Below are 18,054 nucleotides of genomic sequence, written 5' to 3' on the forward strand. Positions count from 1 at the left end.
CTACTAATATTATTGTCGCTGATATTCTTTCTTCTTTTTTGAAAAAGAAACAAAAACATCTTCTTTTTATGGCTTTAGCTCTTACCTCACGCTCAAGGAAAAATGTCATCGCACCAACTTTCCTTTGCCACTCTGCTTTTTGAAAAGAATCTACCCAATTGAGCAAAGAAAAGAGGCTCGGTTATGCTATCCGTTCCCTGGTGCAACCATTTTTACAACGAACATTGCAAACTTACACTTTCTTCGATAGTACAGCCAGTGGCATGATAAGATTTGGAGCTAAAATCAGATAAATCTTTGTGCACAAACAATAAATAAGTAAACCCCAAGCAATCCAATGTGCTGTAGAAAGCAACATTAAGCACCAACGAACACACATATCCGGATTGCGCTAATTAAAGATTTATCTAGATGGAGCGACAAAGATTATACGCCTTGATTTTTTGGATACTTTTGTATCAAAGACAAAATGCTTTAGCATTCTTGAAGGCCATATAGAAACATAAAGACTTTCTGAAAAAAGTAATCTAGGCCAGCCGCCGGCTATGAGGCGGACTAACTTTCATTCTTCGCATAGGCATTCTACTAATATTATTGTCGCTGATACTCTTTTTTCTTTTTTGAAAAAGAAACAAAAACATTTTCTTCTTATGGCCTTAGCTCTATCCTCACGCTCAGGGAAAAATGTCTTCGCACCAACTTTCCTTTGCCACTCTGCTTTTTCAAAATAATCTACCCGATTGAGCAAAGAAAAGAGGCTCGGTAGTGCCATTTGTTCTAAACAGCAACCATTTTTAGGATTGAACATTGCAAACTTATACTTTCTTTGATAGTACGGCCAGTGGCATTATAAGATTTGGAGCTAAAATCAGATAAATCTTTGTGCAAAAACAATTAACAGGCAAATCCCAAGCAATCCAATGTGTTGCTGAAAGCAACATAAAGCTGTAATGGACACACATATCCGGATTGCGCTTTTTGTTTTTGGTATTTATTATTCGGAAACGTACTTTAGACTTAGTATATGGCACCTGAAGAAAGAAAAGACGTTCCCTCGAAAAAGAAGTTAAATTATCCGGTTAATGAGCCTCTTCGCAGGTATCTACTAAAGTATGACAGGGAAGTAAAACTTCCTGTAATGTACAGCGACATGCTTCGTTTCAACCTTACAGTACCATTATTAGACAACAATGGAGTAGATACTCTATGGCATACGGTCTATTATGACGAATCGGAGATGAAAGATCTGTTTCCCGGACTAGAATACATTTATGCTTTATTAAGAGCTTCCGGACGTATGGAAGTTATGGAGCACCTTTCTGTTGCCCGTATAGATTATTGTTCTTTTGGAAACTCCAAACCTTTCAGGGTTCGTATCATCAACAGATTTAACGATAATTACGACCATTTTTATGTTAAGGTAGCCGATTCTTCCCGCGTTTACGGGCTAGAACTGGAACACATTCTCTCCCCTAACCGTATTAATTATCTTACAGATGGAAATACATTGATAGAAGAACATATTGCCGGAATGCCTGGTGATCTGTTTATTAAACAAGCTGTTAAAGATTCGGTATTTAATAAAACCAGGATCTGCAAAGAGTTTGTCAAATTTAATGAAAGATGTTTCGTACGTCTGTTGGGCGATATGCGGTCTTACAATTATGTTGTGGATATTACCCCAGACATTGAGGGAAATCAATACCGTATACGCGCTATAGATTTTGACCAGCAATCTTACGAAGGAAGATTAAAATTCTACCTACCGCATTTCTTTAAAGAAAATAACAGAATTGTGTTTATGGGAATTGGTCTGGTGAGTGAAACTTCCATGTTGCAATACCAGCAGGAAGAACGCTCAATTATCAGGCACAGGGCCAGAGTAGGTCAAAAAAGGTTAAAAGAAGTTTTCTATCTTATGGGAAAAGAAAAACTTGCACCCGATGAAAAAATAATCAGCCTGGGAAAAGAATTAGCCGCTTACCATCAAAACCCATTATTTACAAAAATACGGACAATGGGAGGCCTGGTTAAAGAACATCTTTTCGCCTGTTTATTCAATAGCAAATAAAAAAAGAAGTTTTTAATAAAATCAAAAGACAGTTTTGTTCGTTATACTACAGAACAAAATCATCTTTTTATGAAAAAAATATCATTTGCATTGCTGGCTTTTGCACTTATAGCAACAGCAATTTCAGGATGCGCGTCGCATAAAAACAATTCTACAGCCATGAACTCTACCTCTAAAGGAAATCTTACAGGAACATGGGTTGTATCAGACGTTAAAAGAGAAGGATTTCCCAACGACTACCAGATAAAAAATGCCTTTAACATGGCTCCTTACGAATCTTTCGTGGGAAGTATATGGCGTTTATATGGAAGTTACAAAGGCCAGATCAGCCTAACCAATGGGAATACAGAAAGTATATACTGGGATTTACTGAACGGCGACACAGCTCCGGTTTTCCAATTTAAAAGAGTTCCGGAAGGGGTAAAAGCCAGAGATGTAAGGGAAGGATATCGATTAGATATAAGTTGGATAGACAGTAATCATCTAAGCTTACGCTCGCCATTCTCTATCGAAAACGGAACCACAGCTTATATTGTTTATAATTTGGAAAGGCAGAAATAAACCATAATCTTATTCAGGTCAGCAAGCAGGGAGTCGAATCATCAACGCTTCGACTCCTTCCCTGTAAAGCAAATACAATTAGCATTAGTTTCCCATTGCTGCTTTTTCTAGTATTTCAAGATCGAACTTCTTCATTTTCATAAAGGCTTCCATTACTTTAGGGGCTTTCACCGGATCCCTCATCCATTTTTCTAAAGGTGCAGGTACTATTTGCCACCATACGCCAAAAGCATCCTGGCACCAGCCGCACATACTTTCTTTTCCACCCTCTATTAGATTTAGCCAATAAAAGTCAATTTCCTTCTGCGTATCACAATTAATCACTATACTGACACCTTCGTTAAAATTAAACCCATGTGATAAAGCACTATCCATAGCGGCCATTTTATAACCATTTATATGAAATTGAGCATGTTTTATATGCCCTTCAATATCGCCTTCTCCAGGCTCGTATCTTGCTATGAGATCGATCGAGGAATCTGGAAATAACGAAGTATAAAAATTAATGGCTTTTTCGGCATTGCCATTCTGTTCTCCGGTAAACATCAGCGCAGGGAATATATCGGCCTTTTCCTGCCCCGACAGTCCTAAAGATAGCTGCCAGGAAACTCCATATTTATCTTGTATCCAGCCATATCGTTTACTCCATGGATAGGTATTTAAAGGCATCAATGCTTTTCCGCTCTCACTTAGCTTAGTCCACGAATGGTTAATTTCTTCCTCCGATTCGCAGATTACAAAAAAAGATATGGACGGATTAGGTTTAAATATTGGGCCCCCGTCTAAAGCCATAAACTGCTTCCCTTTAATAGAAAATGTAGTTACCATCGCGGTACGTGACTTTATTTTTGTATCGTGAAATACTTCACAATAAAATTCAGCTGCTTCCGCGCCCTGGTTATCAAACCATATGCAAGGATAAATTACGTTTTTCATGTGTGACTGGTTTAAAGTATTATTCTTTTTGATCAGTAAAAAACTAGGCTTCGCATAGCAGCTTCAATCTTTCTAATGCTTTTGGATAGGTCTTATCAAAATAATCGATCCACTGATCTTGTATATCCATTTCAACCGTTAGTGTCGTTTGACTATCATTTCCGTCGAAAGAATAGTTTTCATAGGTATTTGCCCAGCCTTCTATCTCTGGTCCTTCTGTTACCTCCCTGTCTCCTGAAAGTATCCCTATGTATTTTATAGAAACAAATTTATTTGGGATATTTTCTTCTATCAATCCTATCATTCCCTCCCTTTTTCCTTCTTTATTTATTCCTGTAAACAATATTTTGGAATTTTTATCCCAACTTCCGTCAAAATCAGAAGTGGGATTAAACTCTGCTGTCCACTGTTTAAAGGTGGCTTTTCCCAACATCGTGTTGTACACCTTTTCAATGCCCGCATGAATGGTAATTTTAAACTGCTTTCTTTTCATATCAGTATGTTTTTCGATAGGTGAATTTTGCTATTATTTATTTGCATAGTTTATCATCCAGCAAACACCGTATTTATCTTTGAAAGAGCCGAAATAATCTCCCCAGAACATATCGTCCAAAGGCATTTCAATAGTACCTCCCGCAGACAATCCGTCGAAGATTCTTTTAGCTTCTTCTCTGCTATCAGGACTTACTGAGATATAATTATTGTTTCCGACATGCAATACATGCCCTTGTGACTGCAAGCAATCCGATGCCATTAAAAATTGTCCATCTCCAATAGGCAATGAAACATGCATAGCCATGTTCTTTTCATTTTCTGGCAGGTTTTCAGTCCCTGGTGCAGCACTCATTTTCTGGACAAACAATTCTCCTCCAAAAACGGTTTGATAAAAACGGAAAGCTTCTTCCGCGTTACCATTAAAATTCAAATAGGGATTAAGTTTCATGATATTATTTAGTTTAATAATGTTTTATATTTCTCTCTGTTATCAAAAAGTACCCAAAGTTCTATAAGCCATAGAATACCAGCTACTACCAACCCAGCAGGCATATAAGTTAAGTTTTGTAATATAATACCAACCAGTACTGGTAAAATAACAATTGCCCCTAAAGCTCTGGTTCTTGGTATGATAAAAAGCAATCCTCCCAATATTTCTATGGTACCAACCAAGGGCATCAACCATTTTATAGTCATAAATGCAGCGCCTACTTTTTGCAACTCAGGATCCAAAGGGGGTACCGGCATATAATGCAGGTGTTTGTCCAATCCGGCATTAATAAATGTAAGTCCAAACAACAGACAAAGAATAAATTTTACAGCTTTCATTATAATTGATCTTAGATTTTTAATTCAAGGAATATAGTCCGAAGGTATTTCCTTCAGTATCTATACAAATCGAGCAAAAACCATGCTCGCCTAAAGACATTTTTGGAGTTGTAACTTCTCCTCCAGCTTTTTTAACTCTAGCTTCCTCTACACTGCAATCTACACAGGGGAAGTACACAATAGTAGATAGGCTTCCTTTATTTCGGTTATGTGATTCACCATTTTGAACCAGTGCACCGCTCACTCCCTGGTTTTCGGCACTTGAGAAGAATGACATTTTTAAATCCCCGCTTCCAGGAATAGCTGGTGCGTCCTGAAATTGAGTTCCCAATACTTCTGTATAGAATTTCTTGGCTCTATCTATATCATCAATATAAATTTCGAACCAACATATGATATTGTTATTCATAGCAAATTGATTTTAACGGTTATAAAACAAAAATAAAGCGTTCTCCAAGAAATCAACTTGCCATAAGACAAGAAATAAAAGAATATTAACACTTCGTTATTATCTGGCTGGCTATAATGTTTCCGTTAACACAATAGACTTATAAAGGCAACAAAACCATAACCCCCTCTTAACCTCCTCGAAACAACCACCAAACTAATTTTACCGCCGATATTAAAGTACGTACTACAGAATTGATTCATCAAAAAAATTAACAGCAAAATCAACTTCGTTGAATGAGTTCAGAAATTAAAAAAATGGAAAACTACTTTCACAAGGTAACAAAGCAGACCATGATACTGTTTTTGTTACTACTAAACGTTTCAATCATCAAGACCTTTGCACAAGAAAGCAAAATCAGAGTTAAAGGAACGGTACTATCCCTTGAGGATGGAGAGCCCGTTATTGGTGCAGTCGTTAAACTGAAATCCAATAATAGGAGCACGCAAACGAACGTCAATGGAAATTTCACGGTAGATGTTACTCCTACAGAGAAATTAATCATCTCATCTATTGGATTTAAAACAGTGGAGATTCCCGTAGATGGCAAGACAACACTAGACCTAAGACTATCTGTGGAAGATATGAGCCTAAAGGAAGTCGTAGTAACAGCTCTAGGTATAAAGAGAGAGGAAAAAGCTTTAGGCTATGCCACAACTGTGGTTCAAGGTGAGCAACTTACAGAAGCCCTTTCCGGCAACTGGACAGACGCTTTGTCAGGTAAAGTTGCCGGCTTAAACCTGGTAAGATCCAACAGCGGGCCTACGGGTTCTAATAAAATCATACTGAGAGGCGAAAATAACCTGACAGGTGACAACGAAGCTTTGATTGTTGTAGATGGAGTGGTTATTAACAATAGTAGTGCAAGACGTACTGCCAATGCAGGTGAATCTGTTTATGGAACCAGCAGTGACAATATGCCCGCCGATTATGGAAGTGGATTAAATGATATCAACCCCGAGGATATAGAAAATATTAACATTCTTAAAGGTCCGGCCGCAGCCGCCTTATATGGACAAAGAGGAGCTAACGGCGCTATTATAATCACTACAAAATCAGGAAGTACAAAGAAAAAAGGACTTGGTGTTACCTTTAATTCAAACTTTGCATTAGAAAGTGTGAACCGTTGGCCTGATATGCAGTTTGAATATGGACAAGGCCTTGATGGTGCCGCTTATTACTCCTATGGAGCCAGCGAAGACGGAGCAAGCACAAGTGGAACCAGTTCTGCTTACGGTCCAAGATTCGATGGACAATATTTTTATCAATACGATCCTGTAACCCAGGCAAGGGGAAAAGAGAGAACACCATGGGTGCCTTATACCAATAAGATTCGTGATTTCTTTGAAACAGGGCAAACATTAACAAATTCGGTAAGTGTAGATGGTGGAACAGACAAAACAACGGCTCGTTTTTCTGCCACTAATGTTAAAAATAAATGGATAACGCCAAATACCGGATATGGACGAAATTCGGTAGCATTATCTGTAAATTCTAAAATCAACAAGAAACTAACTGTTAGTGCAAAGGTAAACTACAATAATAAATTTAGTGATAATTTACCTGGCGCGGGTTATGGTAACCAATCCTTAATGTATTGGTTTATCTTTTGGCAACCAAATGCTGATATAGATTGGTTAAAAGACTACTGGCAATTGGGACAAGAAAACAGAAAGATAAAATACCCTTATAGTTCTTATCCTGAAAATCCGTACGCTGTTTCTTACGAGTTTATCAATCGTTCTAACCGAAATACACTTACGGGTAATGTAAATGCAACAATCAACTTTACTAAAGAGCTAAGCTTAATGCTGCGTACGTCACTGGACTTTTCTACAGAACAAAGGGCTCAAGAAAGACCTTTTGATGCTGGATCAAAATTAACCAGGGGTTCTTACCGTACGCAAAATATACAATCGCAGGAGGCTAGCAGTGATTTCCTGCTTCGCTACAGCAAGAAAATAAATAAAGATATAGAACTATCTTTAACCGGAGGAGGAAGTATTCTTAGAAATACTTATGTAAAGGACGAAATAAGAGCTGATTCATTAACTTATCCTGGACTATATATTTTCGCGAATTCTGCCGGACCTCTTGTGAGCATACCAGACAGGAGCGAGTATAATATCAACAGTTTTTATGGTTTACTTTCTGCATCTTATAAAAACTACTTATACCTTGATGCAACAGCAAGACAAGATTGGAATAGCGTATTGGCTACACCTAAACGTACTGATAATGTTGGTTTTTTCTATCCTTCTGTAAGTACCAGTTTTATTGCTTCAGAATTCTTTGAACTACCATCTTCCATAAGCTTCGCGAAATTAAGAGCATCAGTTGCTATTGTAGGAAGCGGTGGAACTACACCATACAGAACATCTTACGCATATGGTCTGGCCGGAGGTGGATTATACGCTGGAGGAGCACTACAAAATCCTACTACACTACCTAATCCCGATCTTAAACCTTTAAGCACTACCACCTATGAGGTTGGAGCAGATGTGAGATTGTTTAAAAACAGACTTGGTTTCGATATAGCCTATTATGCAGGTAATACTAAAAACCAGATATTATCAAGAATTGTAGATCGTGCTTCGGGGTACAATCAAATGCTTATTAATGCCGGACAGGTAAACAACAACGGTTTTGAACTGGCACTTAATGGAAAACCCCTTGAAAATGCTAACGGCTTAAACTGGAGAGCATTCGCAACCTTTGCCACCAACAAAAACAAGATCATGTCTTTACCGGACAGTTCTATCGTTTTACGTACCGGACCTGTTGCCGGTGGGCAGATTGTAGCCCAAGTGGGTGGTAGTATGGGCGACTTATATGGCAGAGGGTATAGAAGATCTCCTGATGGGCAAGTAATTTATGACGAGACTACGGGTTTTGCTAAAATATCTGATGAAGTTATCTATTTGGGTAATACCATTCCAAAATTCAAAACCAGTTTAGGCAACGAATTTCGTTACAAACAATTCAGATTAAATGTACTTTTTGATGCTCAGGTTGGTGGCGTAGCCCATTCTCTAATGAATTACAAAATGGTTGAACAGGGGAAATTGACGAGCACCCTACCCGGCAGATATAACGGAATTATCGGTGATGGGGTAATACAAAATTCCGATGGCACATTCCGCAAAAATGACATACTTACTTTTGACATTGATGAATACTACCGTTCACACATGGGCGCAGATAACGCCGAAGGAAGTACATTCAGTACAGATTTCATCAAATTTAGAGAAGCAAGATTCGATTATACATTAGCTCCCAAAACAATTAAGAAATTAGGCTTACAAAGGGCAAGTATAGGGCTATATGGTCGTAATCTTTTTATATGGTCTCCATGGCCAATGTTTGACCCAGAATTTGGAACACTTAGCGGAACCGACATCGTTCAGGGATTTGAAACGGCACAATTCCCATCCACCCGAACTTTTGGTTTTAACTTAATCATAGGAATTTAAAATGTTAACAATGAAAAAGAAAATATTAAAAAGAATGGGTATTGTTTTATTACTGCCTTTTCTGATGGTATCGTGTAAAGACAATTTTGAAAAAATTAATACAGACCCGGTTAATACTCCCAATGCTCTTCCCGAGCAGTTATTAGCACCTGCGTTAGTAAACACGCTAAACGCAAATATGATACGTAACCGAAATTTCAATAACGAACTTATGCAAGTTACAGTAAGTATCAGCGATGGTGATGCTACTGTTTTCAGATATGAATTCCGGAGAACATTCTCAGACTACCTATGGAATAGCTGGTATATACAACTCACAAACTTTAAAGACTTATATACACAAGCCAGCAATCCCTTAACATTAAATAAATCCTATCAGGGAATTTCATTAATCTGTCAATCCTGGATATACTCCATGCTTACCGATACATACGGAGACGTACCTTATTTTGAATCTAATTTGGCAAAAGAAGGTATCGGTGAACCTAAATTCGACACTCAAAAAGATATCTATAACGACATTTTTGCCAAACTGGAAGAAGCCAATACACTCTTGTCATCCAACGCCGCAATTTCAGCAAATAGCGATCCTGTGTTTAATGGAAACGTAAGCAAATGGCGCAAATTTGGAAACTCATTATACCTAAGATTATTGCTGAGGGTATCAGGCAAAACGCAGATTTCTGATGCTGCAATAGCTAAAATACAAGAAATAGTGGACACCAAATCATCTACCTATCCTATAATGGCCAGCAATGATGACTCCGCGATATTAAGATGGACCGGAGTAGCTCCTTATACTTCACCTTATATCGGCGTCAGAGAGCAGGACTTTAGATCTCCGGCCATTGCTAACTTCTTTATCGATAACCTGGTTTACTGGAAAGACCCGAGAATTGACATCAGTACATTCGGAAAAGATGGAGTTAACAGATGGGGAATATCACAGGGTTCGAGTGGATTTTCGGGCGTACCAAGTGGTTATCTTCCAGGGGCTGGAGTTACTAAACAATCTGCTTTCTACTCTATGGCATCGGTTGTGAGCAGCAAACCTGCCCAAACATTGCAAACAGATCCGCTAACGGGAAATATCATGAATTATGCAGAATTACAGTTTATTCTCGCAGAGGCTGCGGCCAGAGGCTGGATCAGTAAATCAGCAGAAACCTATTACTACACAGGTATACTAAATAGTATCACCTTATGGTTACCTAACTGGCCTAATGCTACGGCTACAGCGACAGGACCTTCCGGTGTAAAAATTACCGATGCTGCATTTACCAATTATATTTCTACAGCAGAATTGGGTTGGGACGAAAACTTAGCACTTGACGCACCGCGTTCGCAGAACAGCAAACTGGAAAAAATCCACCGTCAAAAGTATTATACTACTTTTCTAACAGATTTACAACAATGGTTTGAGTACCGCAGGACGGGACACCCTCATATCGAGATTGGACCTGGGTTGAGAAACAATGGTGAAATGCCTGCCAGAATGACCTACCCTGTTTACGTAGAATCGGCAAATCCCACGAATTATAAAGCAGCCATTTCGGTACAAGGTCCAGATCAGATAAATACCAAAGTCTGGTGGCAAACACCTAATTAATTATTGCTCATATTTTAAGATAAAGAGATGAAAAAGATTGTTAATTTTTATTTTCCATTTTTTATAGCTGCTATCTTATTTCTAGCAGCCTGTGAAAAAAGCAATTACCCCGGCGGAACTGTAAGCCCTATCATACCAATTTATGATTTAAGAACACTTCATAAAGGAGAAGATTTAACTCTATCGCCAGATAACATGTTTGGAGCTGAAAAAATATCAGGTGTGGTAGTATCTGACCATTCAGGTGGCAATATGCCAGCCGGTTTATTAGTGTTGCAAGACAAAAGACGCTTGCAGCAATTACGTGGCATATCTGTTGCTATAGGCGATGCCGCAAGCGATTACATCCCGGGAGACTCGGTAATAATAGATGTTGTAGGTGGAATTTTAAAACGTGAAAACGGATTATTGCAGATCAAAAATATTACGTCGGATAAAGTCCAAAAAATTGCTTCTGGCAGACCTATCCCTTCAAACAGAGTACCCAGCAGTTACATCCTTGCAGATCCGGACAAATACGAGAGTACATTAGTCGCTATTGTAAAAGGCGGTTTTGATCCTTTACCATCACCTGCGGATATTCTGTCCGGTGAAAAACCATTGAATGATGGTTTTGATAATATTACGCTACATACCGAACCAACCGCTAGTTTTGCTCATAAAAATAATTTACCTATTGTTGGAAATTTCTTCGGAATCATATTCTCCTCAATAGACAAAAATGGCAATAGAGTTCCCAAGCACCATCTTCGCACAGAACAAGACGTGGTTTCATTAAGTTCTGTTATAGAAATTACGCCTATAATCATCACAGGGTATATGCCTGATGTTTTAGGCGGCGATGGAAATTATGAATACATGCAGTTTATGGCCACAAAGGATATAGATTTTTCTGTAACTCCTTTTTCTGTAGTAACGACCAACAATGCAGGAGCCACAAACCCTACCGGATTTCCATCTGAAGGGTGGGCCACAGGTTCCAAAGCAACATCCGGCAATTCAAGAACTTTTAAGTTCAATCTTACATCCGGTACAGTTTCTAAAGGCGAGTTCTTTTATGTAGGTGGATCGGCGAAGGTGATCAATGGATCAGGTTCCACCTCTATTGCACAAGCAAAATGGATCAGAGCATTTAATTATACGACTACAAATGGCGATGGCTTTGGGCTTAAAACAGAGGGATTATTCGCCAACAGTGGAAATGCCTCAGGCTTTGCGGTATTCGAAGGCATAACAGTTAACAAAGATACTAAACCAATAGATGTAATTTTTGTAAAAAATGGGGGCTCATTATATACTGCGGGTCCTCCAGCAGCCGGCTACCGTATTGCCAATACAGATTTTTATGATGTGATTGATCCTATCTCTCTTAAATCTCAACCCTACTTTAATATGGGAACCAATACGATTAATTTTAATTATCCTCCAGATCAAGGCTATTTTATTAAACTCGGTGGAACCTATAATCCACGATTAGGAAAATGGGTAAAAGCGAGAACTCAGAGTCTGATCCTTTTCACTAAGCAATCTGTTTTAGCAGATCTGGAAGAGCCGTCACAAATAGACGTTATTTCTAACGGAACTGTTGTAAGGACAGATACTATCCCGGTAACAACACTTAAAGATTAAAAAAGAGATATACACGTAAAATGAAAAAAGTAGCATTAATTACCTTATGTCTATTTGGTACCCTGGGTATTTCCCATGCACAAACCAAAGTAAAAGGTTTTGTTTATGAAGACACGAATAAAAATGGCAGACATGATAAATTTGAAAAAGGTATTCCTTCTGTTTCGGTAACAAACGGAAGAGAGGTAGTCATTACCGATAAAAATGGGTATTATGAATTACCAGCAAACAATGATCAGATTATTTCTGTCATCAAGCCTTCCGGCTATACTATCACTAGAAATGCGGATAATCTGCCTCAGTTCTTTTATATCCACAAACCAAACGGTTCTCCTAAACAAGAATACAAAGGCGTAGCCCCAACAGGTAAATTGCCGGCAAGCATAGACTTTTTACTTGAACCGGCTGCAGAGTCCGAGGATTTTAAAATATTAGTCTTTGGCGACCCTCAAGCATATAACATGGATGAAATTAGCTATTTCACCAATGGTGTGGTAAAGGAATTAGAAGGAGTTAAGAATATTGCTTTCGGTATTAGCATGGGAGATTTGGTAGGCAACGACCCTAATCTTTTTAACCCATACATACAAGCTGTCAAAAAAATAGGTTTACCATGGTACAACCTGATGGGAAACCATGATATGAACTTTGATGCAAAAACAGATTCACTATCAGATGAATCTTATGAGGCACATTTCGGACCTGCTAATTATGCTTTCAATTACGGAAAAGTACACTTCATTGTATTGGACGATATATTGTACCCTGATCCTCGTGGCGAGAGCAAATACTGGGGTGGCCTTAGAAAAGACCAAATGGAATTTGTTGCAAATAACCTGAAATTTGTACCTAAAGATAAATTGGTGGTACTGGCTTTCCACATTCCTTTTAGTAAAGAAGGCGAACCGGAACATTTCAGAAAATCAGACAGACAACAAATATTCGATTTACTGTCCGATTTCCCTTATACCCTTTCTTTATCTGCCCATACGCATAACCAATGGCAAAGTTTCTTCGATAAAAAAGATGGTTGGAAACAGGAAAAACCACATCATCACTACAATGTAGGTACTACATCTGGCAACTGGTATTCTGGAGAACTGGATAATAATGGTATACCTGTATCAACCATGAGCGATGGTACGCCTAAAGGTTATGCGTTTATATCCTTTAGCGGTAATCAATATAAAGCGAATTATAAAGTTGCGGGTAAACCAGAAGATTATCAGATAGAAATATCTGCTCCTAAGGTTATAGAATACGGAAAGAAAACTTCAGCATCGATATATGCGAACTTTTTTATGGGTAAAGAAAACGACGAAGTCCTTATGAGAATAGACAATGGTAAATGGAAAAAAATGGAAAATGTACTGGAAGCAGATCCTGCATTTTTACATCTTCAGCATCGTTGGGATTATAGCGAAGATTTGCTATCTGGTAAAAGACCAGGACAAGCTAACAATTGTCGTCATTTATGGAAATCTGCTATTCCATTCAAATTAGAACCTGGTGAGCATACAATAGAAGTAAAAGCTACAGATATGTACGGACAAACCTTTACGCAGAAAAAAACTTATAGAATAGTCAAAAGATAAAATTTTAAAACCGAGTATTAAAAAAGCGGAATCCAAATAAGTGGAGATTCCGCTTTTTTGGATCTAAATCCTTGGCTAAAATAAACGATTGACAAAGAACTACTACATCTCTTTTGCCAATTCTTTCCTGATTCTGCTTAAAGAGGTATCAGTAATACCTAAATAACTGGCAATATATTTTAAAGGGGATTGAAGTAAGATCTGGGGATGTTGATTTTGTAACATTTTATAGCGTTCGGCGGCAGAATCGGTAATCATAGATATGGTACGCTGTTTTAACTGGAATAGACTTTCAGACATCCATGCCCTGCCCCATTCGTTTAAGCCTTTAATAGAGTGATACAGAATTTGAAATTTATCCAGATCGATAGCATAACATTCGCAGTCGGTTAAAGCCTGAAAGTATTCAACCGTAGGAACCTGCTTAAATAAAGACACAACGTCGATAGCTATTTCGTTTTCTCCAATGAAACCTGTAGTGATATCGTTTCCATCGTAATCATATACATAAGACCTTACCAAACCACTTTCTACACAGAAATAGGAGTTAGCAGTCTTTCCCTTTATTAACAAAAAATCACCTTTATTGAAAGTTACTTTATGATGTGCATCAAAAATCTCAAGAAGATTTGCATCACTTAATAAGGGATGTTGGTATAAGTTTTTCAAGGATTGCATGATTTCGATTTATATGAGCACAAAATAAATAAAAATATTGTTTTTGAAGGATGGTAACTAATTCTGTTAATAGCTATTATCATTTTCACATCACCACCGTTAAAATTCCTTTATCTTGTAGGATTCTTAATAGGTTAAGATTGGACAACTGCAATAATGTGGCATCAACAAATAAACAAAACAGGATATTATTCGCTTCTTGTTGGTTATTGTTTATTTTTTCTTTACCCTTTCAACCGGCAGCAGGCAGACAAGTGACCTACAAAAAGTTTATCTAAGTTAAAGGAAGGATATGGTAAGGGTATAGTTACTACAAAGTTAGTACCTTGTAAACAGGGACTTGATGGGGAGTATATGGGGACTTAAGGGGGACTTGTAGGGGATTTATAAATCAGACACTTGGATTAAATCTTTAATTTGGTTATTTTAGATAACACCCTAATATAAGCAAAATATTATGGCTGAACAAGAACATTCTTTACCTTATTCTGGAAAATCAGGCAATAGAGTAGGTTACCGAAGGGGTAAGAAATACTTCGAACGGAAAAAACCGAAGTCTTACCAACCACCAGCAGAGAGCCTAAAAAGCGCCAATGAATTCGGTGTAGCAAGCAAAGCCTCTGTTTTATTAAGAAATGCATTCAAAGATGTACTGCTAAGCCCATTCAAAAGTGATTTGCATAACAGGTTATCTAAGCGTTTTGGAGAAATCTTACGCAGTGGCCCTGTCGTTAAAAAAGGGAAAAGAAAAGTATTTGATGGAGACCCAGATATTTTGAAAGGATTCGAGTTTAACAAGGACAGGCATTTTGATGGTCTGACTCTTGTTAGATTGGACGTTGTTATTCATGACGATGAGGTATGGATACATCTGCCGCCGTTTAAATGGGACTTGACCATCAGCGCCCCTCCACAGGCTGAAAGGTTAAGACTTGAAGTTTCTTACTCGTGGATTGATTTTTCGGATGCAAGCTATTTTACCTCAAAAGCTCCCCCTATATTTTTGAATAGAGCTGAGTCTTTTAATGGTGGGAAATTAAAAATCGTTATTCGCCAGGAAAGTGAGTGGTTTTTGGTAGTTATGACTACCATTTGTTTTGATTATAATTCGTCCGGTCCTTTAAGTGTTATAGGTAATAAGCGGTATCAGGCAGGGCGCATTGCTGAGGTTTTGCATTTCTCGGATGGGAAAGTGGTACAACATCAAAAAAACACTTTAGAAAGTAAGGAGGAACCTAAGTCCTCTCCTGATCCTGATATTTTTTGGGAAGAACTTTAATTTAAAACCTGGGAATTGTCCTTCCCTGCTGTCTGTAAACTTAAGAAGCGTCTCTGCCCCAGGTAACGAGTTTTCATCCAAAATAAAGCGTAATAGTAGCTCTATGGTACTAATGAATACAATGTTAAGTTTTAAAATTTAATGGATTGTCACCAAGTCTTGATGCCTATCAAGAACTAAAGACACCTTCCTCTTTTTGGGTCATATATACAGAAGGACTTATCCTCAAATGTTTCTTAAATACTGCGAAAAAAGAACTCCTCGATTTAAATCCAGCTTCCATTCCCAAAGCTTCCAGTGTAAGATGTTGCCATTCTTCTTTGTTCTTTAAACGTTCCTGAATGTAGGCTATCCGATAACTATTGATAAAGTCATTGAAATTCTTACCGCTTTTTTTATTTATGAGTTCTGATAAACGATGTGTCGATTTCCCTAAAATAAGAGCGAATCCTTTCAAGGTCAACGAATTTTGAAGATATAATTTATCTGTTTCCAGATATTGTAGTAGTTGTCTATACTCTTCTTCTATACTGGCATCTTTCTGAAGCTGCCTTTCTTCTTCTTTGATGATATTTTCTAATGTTGATGTTTTCATACCCAAATAAGAAGCCACTACCGCTACAGGAGCGGCCGCCACATAGTCTGGCTGTGAATTTTTGTAATACTGATATTTCTCCTTAGCAGTCCCCATCCTTACCACACTTGCCCTATTCTGTGCTCCCTGAAAATGGCGTTCAAACATCTTTCGCATAATAATATTGCTCTCGGGGTATAGCTCGTACCAACGCTGCATATATTTCACATCTATAGCAACCAGGATTGTTTCGGTATAAGCATACATACGTTCTGCAGATGGAGCCATGCCATAAAGCCCCGAAACAGATGTAGCACAATCTCCAGGTTTACTGAACCATGTGGTTATCGTCTTACCATTTCTGCTGCTTTCACATATCAGCAAACCCTGACATACCATATAAAGGGTATTGCAATAATCCCCCTGTTCTAACAGTACCTCGCCACTTTTTAGCGTCAATATATAGGCATATTCATGTACTTCTTTTTGTAATGCCTCGTTTAAGGGATGCAACTGTGCAAAATGTTGCAATACTTGATTCACAAGTAATTCTTTTAACGTTTCTGCTGAATAATTCATATGTTTAGGAAGTCCCTAAAACTAATCATTAGTTGTTAATTAAATATAATTTCCACAGACATTTTTTGATAAGCAATTAACAATACTGAGTTGATGATGAGTCGGTTGTTTGAAGCGAGCTAACTAAAAAGAAGGTGTCTCAGTCCACAGTCATCCGTTGGAAGACTGAAACTCCCTTATGTATATATCAAGTCGGAGACTCTCCTTTATTTATTGATCCGAAGAGACGTTTCACTTAACTCTTCGGACAGTACAAGGGAATCTTGTACCGTTCAGTGTAAGCATCCCCCGTTTAAGAGTTAAGTGGAGCGACTCTTAAATCATCAATAAAAACCAAGGACTCTGTCCGGAAAATGGCAGTAGAGATATTTCGGACAGAGTCCTTGGTTTCGTCTACTTCCTACTCCCGAACCTATATCCTACCACAACATCAAAGATACCACCGCTGAAACCTCTTATCGTATTGGGTTCGGAATTGTAAAGCGCAGAAACAAACAGTCCACTTCTGTCCAGATAACCCATCCCGCCTGTAATGCTCCTGTTGCTATGGTACATGGTGTAGAAACGTAACTGATCCGCGTTCCATTCCGCTGCAACATCCCACTGGTTTTCATAGTTCTTTATCCCTCGATAGGACAGCATGGGCTTTACCCCAAAGCTATCGTCAAACCTGATCTTATAGCTCAATGAACTGTAGAATGTAGCATAATCCACTGTTGATATATCGCTGTAACGCTTCTGGTTCAGGTTCAGGTAGCTGAACTGTGCCTCCAGTTTCCTGTACTGATAGGTTATACCCAGGTTCCCATCCAGGTAGTTTTCCCGGTTGTTATAGCCAGCCAATTCTGTATCGTTGATACCGCTGGATGTAGCAAGCCCATAGTCCAACCTGTCCTGGGACCAGCTTAATGATACGCCAAAGCGTAACGCGTGATCTTCTGCAAAAGGTACCTTATAGGAAAAGCTCCCCATTGCCTGTGTCTTGCGGATCAGCCCCGACTTGTCGCTGATGATATTCGCCCCAAATGAAGCTTTGTCATTAATAGGCATGCTCGCTGATATTGATCCCAGTACCGGCGCCCCATCTATCTTGTTCCACTGGTTGGAATAGTTCACAAACACCTCTGGTCTGCCATGATTGCCTGCCATTGCTGGGTTTACCAGGTATTCATTCTGGAAGTACTGACTTTTTAAGGGGTTCAACTGTGCTTTTGCCGTACCCCCTCCTATAGCTGTCAGTAATAATATTATGGGTATGTATCTTTTCATTCTTGTTGGTCGTTATTCGTTGCTCGTTGC

The 18,054-nt window shown here is 38.5% G+C and carries 15 protein-coding genes; 7 read left to right on the forward strand and 8 right to left on the reverse strand.

Annotation, left to right across the window (positions count from 1 at the left end):
• Positions 1-1,024: 1,024 nt before the first annotated feature.
• Positions 1,025-2,071, forward strand: coding sequence for a hypothetical protein (locus tag PEDSA_RS12035; protein WP_013633427.1), 1,047 nt, complete (start codon positions 1,025-1,027; stop codon positions 2,069-2,071).
• Between the two features lie 69 nt (positions 2,072-2,140).
• Positions 2,141-2,632 carry a hypothetical protein gene (locus PEDSA_RS12040; RefSeq protein WP_013633428.1) on the forward strand — a complete coding sequence of 164 codons (492 nt, stop codon included), beginning with the start codon at positions 2,141-2,143 and terminating at the stop codon, positions 2,630-2,632.
• 84 nt (positions 2,633-2,716) lie between these two features.
• Here the strand turns inward: PEDSA_RS12040 and PEDSA_RS12045 are convergent, their stop codons facing one another.
• The 5 genes from PEDSA_RS12045 to PEDSA_RS12065 are packed head-to-tail and all read right to left on the reverse strand — an operon-like array spanning position 2,717 to position 5,300.
• The gene (locus tag PEDSA_RS12045; RefSeq protein ID WP_013633429.1) at positions 2,717-3,568 is read right to left on the reverse strand and encodes a VOC family protein; all 852 of its coding nucleotides are present in this window, start codon (positions 3,566-3,568) and stop codon (positions 2,717-2,719) included.
• A gap of 43 nt (positions 3,569-3,611) precedes the next feature.
• A complete protein-coding gene (locus PEDSA_RS12050; RefSeq protein ID WP_013633430.1) occupies positions 3,612-4,061 on the reverse strand; it encodes a hypothetical protein in 450 nt (149 codons plus the stop codon).
• A gap of 33 nt (positions 4,062-4,094) precedes the next feature.
• Positions 4,095-4,511 carry a VOC family protein gene (locus PEDSA_RS12055; RefSeq protein WP_013633431.1) on the reverse strand — a complete coding sequence of 139 codons (417 nt, stop codon included), beginning with the start codon at positions 4,509-4,511 and terminating at the stop codon, positions 4,095-4,097.
• A gap of 8 nt (positions 4,512-4,519) precedes the next feature.
• Positions 4,520-4,891 carry a DoxX family membrane protein gene (locus PEDSA_RS12060; RefSeq protein WP_013633432.1) on the reverse strand — a complete coding sequence of 124 codons (372 nt, stop codon included), beginning with the start codon at positions 4,889-4,891 and terminating at the stop codon, positions 4,520-4,522.
• A gap of 19 nt (positions 4,892-4,910) precedes the next feature.
• On the reverse strand, positions 4,911-5,300 hold the full coding sequence (locus PEDSA_RS12065; RefSeq protein WP_013633433.1) for a VOC family protein: 390 nt from the start codon (positions 5,298-5,300) through the stop codon (positions 4,911-4,913).
• A gap of 296 nt (positions 5,301-5,596) precedes the next feature.
• Between PEDSA_RS12065 and PEDSA_RS12070 the strand changes: the two genes are divergently transcribed.
• From PEDSA_RS12070 to PEDSA_RS12085, 4 genes are read left to right on the forward strand one after another with little or no spacing between them, the layout of a single operon-like run.
• A complete protein-coding gene (locus PEDSA_RS12070; protein ID WP_174262588.1) occupies positions 5,597-8,812 on the forward strand; it encodes a SusC/RagA family TonB-linked outer membrane protein in 3,216 nt (1,071 codons plus the stop codon).
• Between the two features lie 10 nt (positions 8,813-8,822).
• Entirely contained in the window at positions 8,823-10,421 is a 1,599-nt protein-coding gene (locus tag PEDSA_RS12075; RefSeq protein WP_013633435.1) for a SusD/RagB family nutrient-binding outer membrane lipoprotein, read from the forward strand.
• Between the two features lie 27 nt (positions 10,422-10,448).
• Positions 10,449-12,050: a DUF5689 domain-containing protein gene (locus tag PEDSA_RS12080; protein ID WP_013633436.1), complete on the forward strand. Its 1,602-nt coding sequence runs from the start codon at positions 10,449-10,451 to the stop codon at positions 12,048-12,050.
• 20 nt (positions 12,051-12,070) lie between these two features.
• A complete protein-coding gene (locus PEDSA_RS12085) occupies positions 12,071-13,645 on the forward strand; it encodes a calcineurin-like phosphoesterase C-terminal domain-containing protein (RefSeq protein ID WP_013633437.1) in 1,575 nt (524 codons plus the stop codon).
• 102 nt (positions 13,646-13,747) lie between these two features.
• Here PEDSA_RS12085 and PEDSA_RS12090 read toward each other — a convergent pair whose 3' ends face one another.
• Positions 13,748-14,323, reverse strand: coding sequence for a Crp/Fnr family transcriptional regulator (locus tag PEDSA_RS12090; RefSeq protein WP_013633438.1), 576 nt, complete (start codon positions 14,321-14,323; stop codon positions 13,748-13,750).
• Positions 14,324-14,780: 457 nt separating this feature from the next.
• Between PEDSA_RS12090 and PEDSA_RS12095 the strand changes: the two genes are divergently transcribed.
• Positions 14,781-15,602: a hypothetical protein gene (locus tag PEDSA_RS12095; protein WP_013633439.1), complete on the forward strand. Its 822-nt coding sequence runs from the start codon at positions 14,781-14,783 to the stop codon at positions 15,600-15,602.
• Positions 15,603-15,771: 169 nt separating this feature from the next.
• Here PEDSA_RS12095 and PEDSA_RS12100 read toward each other — a convergent pair whose 3' ends face one another.
• Both PEDSA_RS12100 and PEDSA_RS12105 read right to left on the reverse strand, forming a co-directional pair.
• The gene (locus tag PEDSA_RS12100) at positions 15,772-16,755 is read right to left on the reverse strand and encodes a helix-turn-helix domain-containing protein (RefSeq protein ID WP_013633440.1); all 984 of its coding nucleotides are present in this window, start codon (positions 16,753-16,755) and stop codon (positions 15,772-15,774) included.
• Positions 16,756-17,148: 393 nt separating this feature from the next.
• Positions 17,149-18,024 carry a PorP/SprF family type IX secretion system membrane protein gene (locus PEDSA_RS12105; RefSeq protein ID WP_013633441.1) on the reverse strand — a complete coding sequence of 292 codons (876 nt, stop codon included), beginning with the start codon at positions 18,022-18,024 and terminating at the stop codon, positions 17,149-17,151.
• Between the last annotated feature and the right edge of the window lie 30 nt (positions 18,025-18,054).

This window comes from Pseudopedobacter saltans DSM 12145 (assembly GCF_000190735.1).
Taxonomy (GTDB): domain Bacteria; phylum Bacteroidota; class Bacteroidia; order Sphingobacteriales; family Sphingobacteriaceae; genus Pseudopedobacter; species Pseudopedobacter saltans.

What these genes read in the sequence shown, in the direction of transcription:
- PEDSA_RS12035 (WP_013633427.1), top strand. Translation starts at nt 1,025, where the DNA reads ATGGCACCTGAAGAAAGAAAAGACGTTCCCTCGAAAAAGAAGTTAAAT.
- PEDSA_RS12040 (WP_013633428.1), top strand. Translation starts at nt 2,141, where the DNA reads ATGAAAAAAATATCATTTGCATTGCTGGCTTTTGCACTTATAGCAACA.
- PEDSA_RS12045 (WP_013633429.1), bottom strand. Translation starts at nt 3,568, where the DNA reads ATGAAAAACGTAATTTATCCTTGCATATGGTTTGATAACCAGGGCGCG.
- PEDSA_RS12050 (WP_013633430.1), bottom strand. Translation starts at nt 4,061, where the DNA reads ATGAAAAGAAAGCAGTTTAAAATTACCATTCATGCGGGCATTGAAAAG.
- PEDSA_RS12055 (WP_013633431.1), bottom strand. Translation starts at nt 4,511, where the DNA reads ATGAAACTTAATCCCTATTTGAATTTTAATGGTAACGCGGAAGAAGCT.
- PEDSA_RS12060 (WP_013633432.1), bottom strand. Translation starts at nt 4,891, where the DNA reads ATGAAAGCTGTAAAATTTATTCTTTGTCTGTTGTTTGGACTTACATTT.
- PEDSA_RS12065 (WP_013633433.1), bottom strand. Translation starts at nt 5,300, where the DNA reads ATGAATAACAATATCATATGTTGGTTCGAAATTTATATTGATGATATA.
- PEDSA_RS12070 (WP_174262588.1), top strand. Translation starts at nt 5,597, where the DNA reads ATGGAAAACTACTTTCACAAGGTAACAAAGCAGACCATGATACTGTTT.
- PEDSA_RS12075 (WP_013633435.1), top strand. Translation starts at nt 8,823, where the DNA reads ATGAAAAAGAAAATATTAAAAAGAATGGGTATTGTTTTATTACTGCCT.
- PEDSA_RS12080 (WP_013633436.1), top strand. Translation starts at nt 10,449, where the DNA reads ATGAAAAAGATTGTTAATTTTTATTTTCCATTTTTTATAGCTGCTATC.
- PEDSA_RS12085 (WP_013633437.1), top strand. Translation starts at nt 12,071, where the DNA reads ATGAAAAAAGTAGCATTAATTACCTTATGTCTATTTGGTACCCTGGGT.
- PEDSA_RS12090 (WP_013633438.1), bottom strand. Translation starts at nt 14,323, where the DNA reads ATGCAATCCTTGAAAAACTTATACCAACATCCCTTATTAAGTGATGCA.
- PEDSA_RS12095 (WP_013633439.1), top strand. Translation starts at nt 14,781, where the DNA reads ATGGCTGAACAAGAACATTCTTTACCTTATTCTGGAAAATCAGGCAAT.
- PEDSA_RS12100 (WP_013633440.1), bottom strand. Translation starts at nt 16,755, where the DNA reads ATGAATTATTCAGCAGAAACGTTAAAAGAATTACTTGTGAATCAAGTA.
- PEDSA_RS12105 (WP_013633441.1), bottom strand. Translation starts at nt 18,024, where the DNA reads ATGAAAAGATACATACCCATAATATTATTACTGACAGCTATAGGAGGG.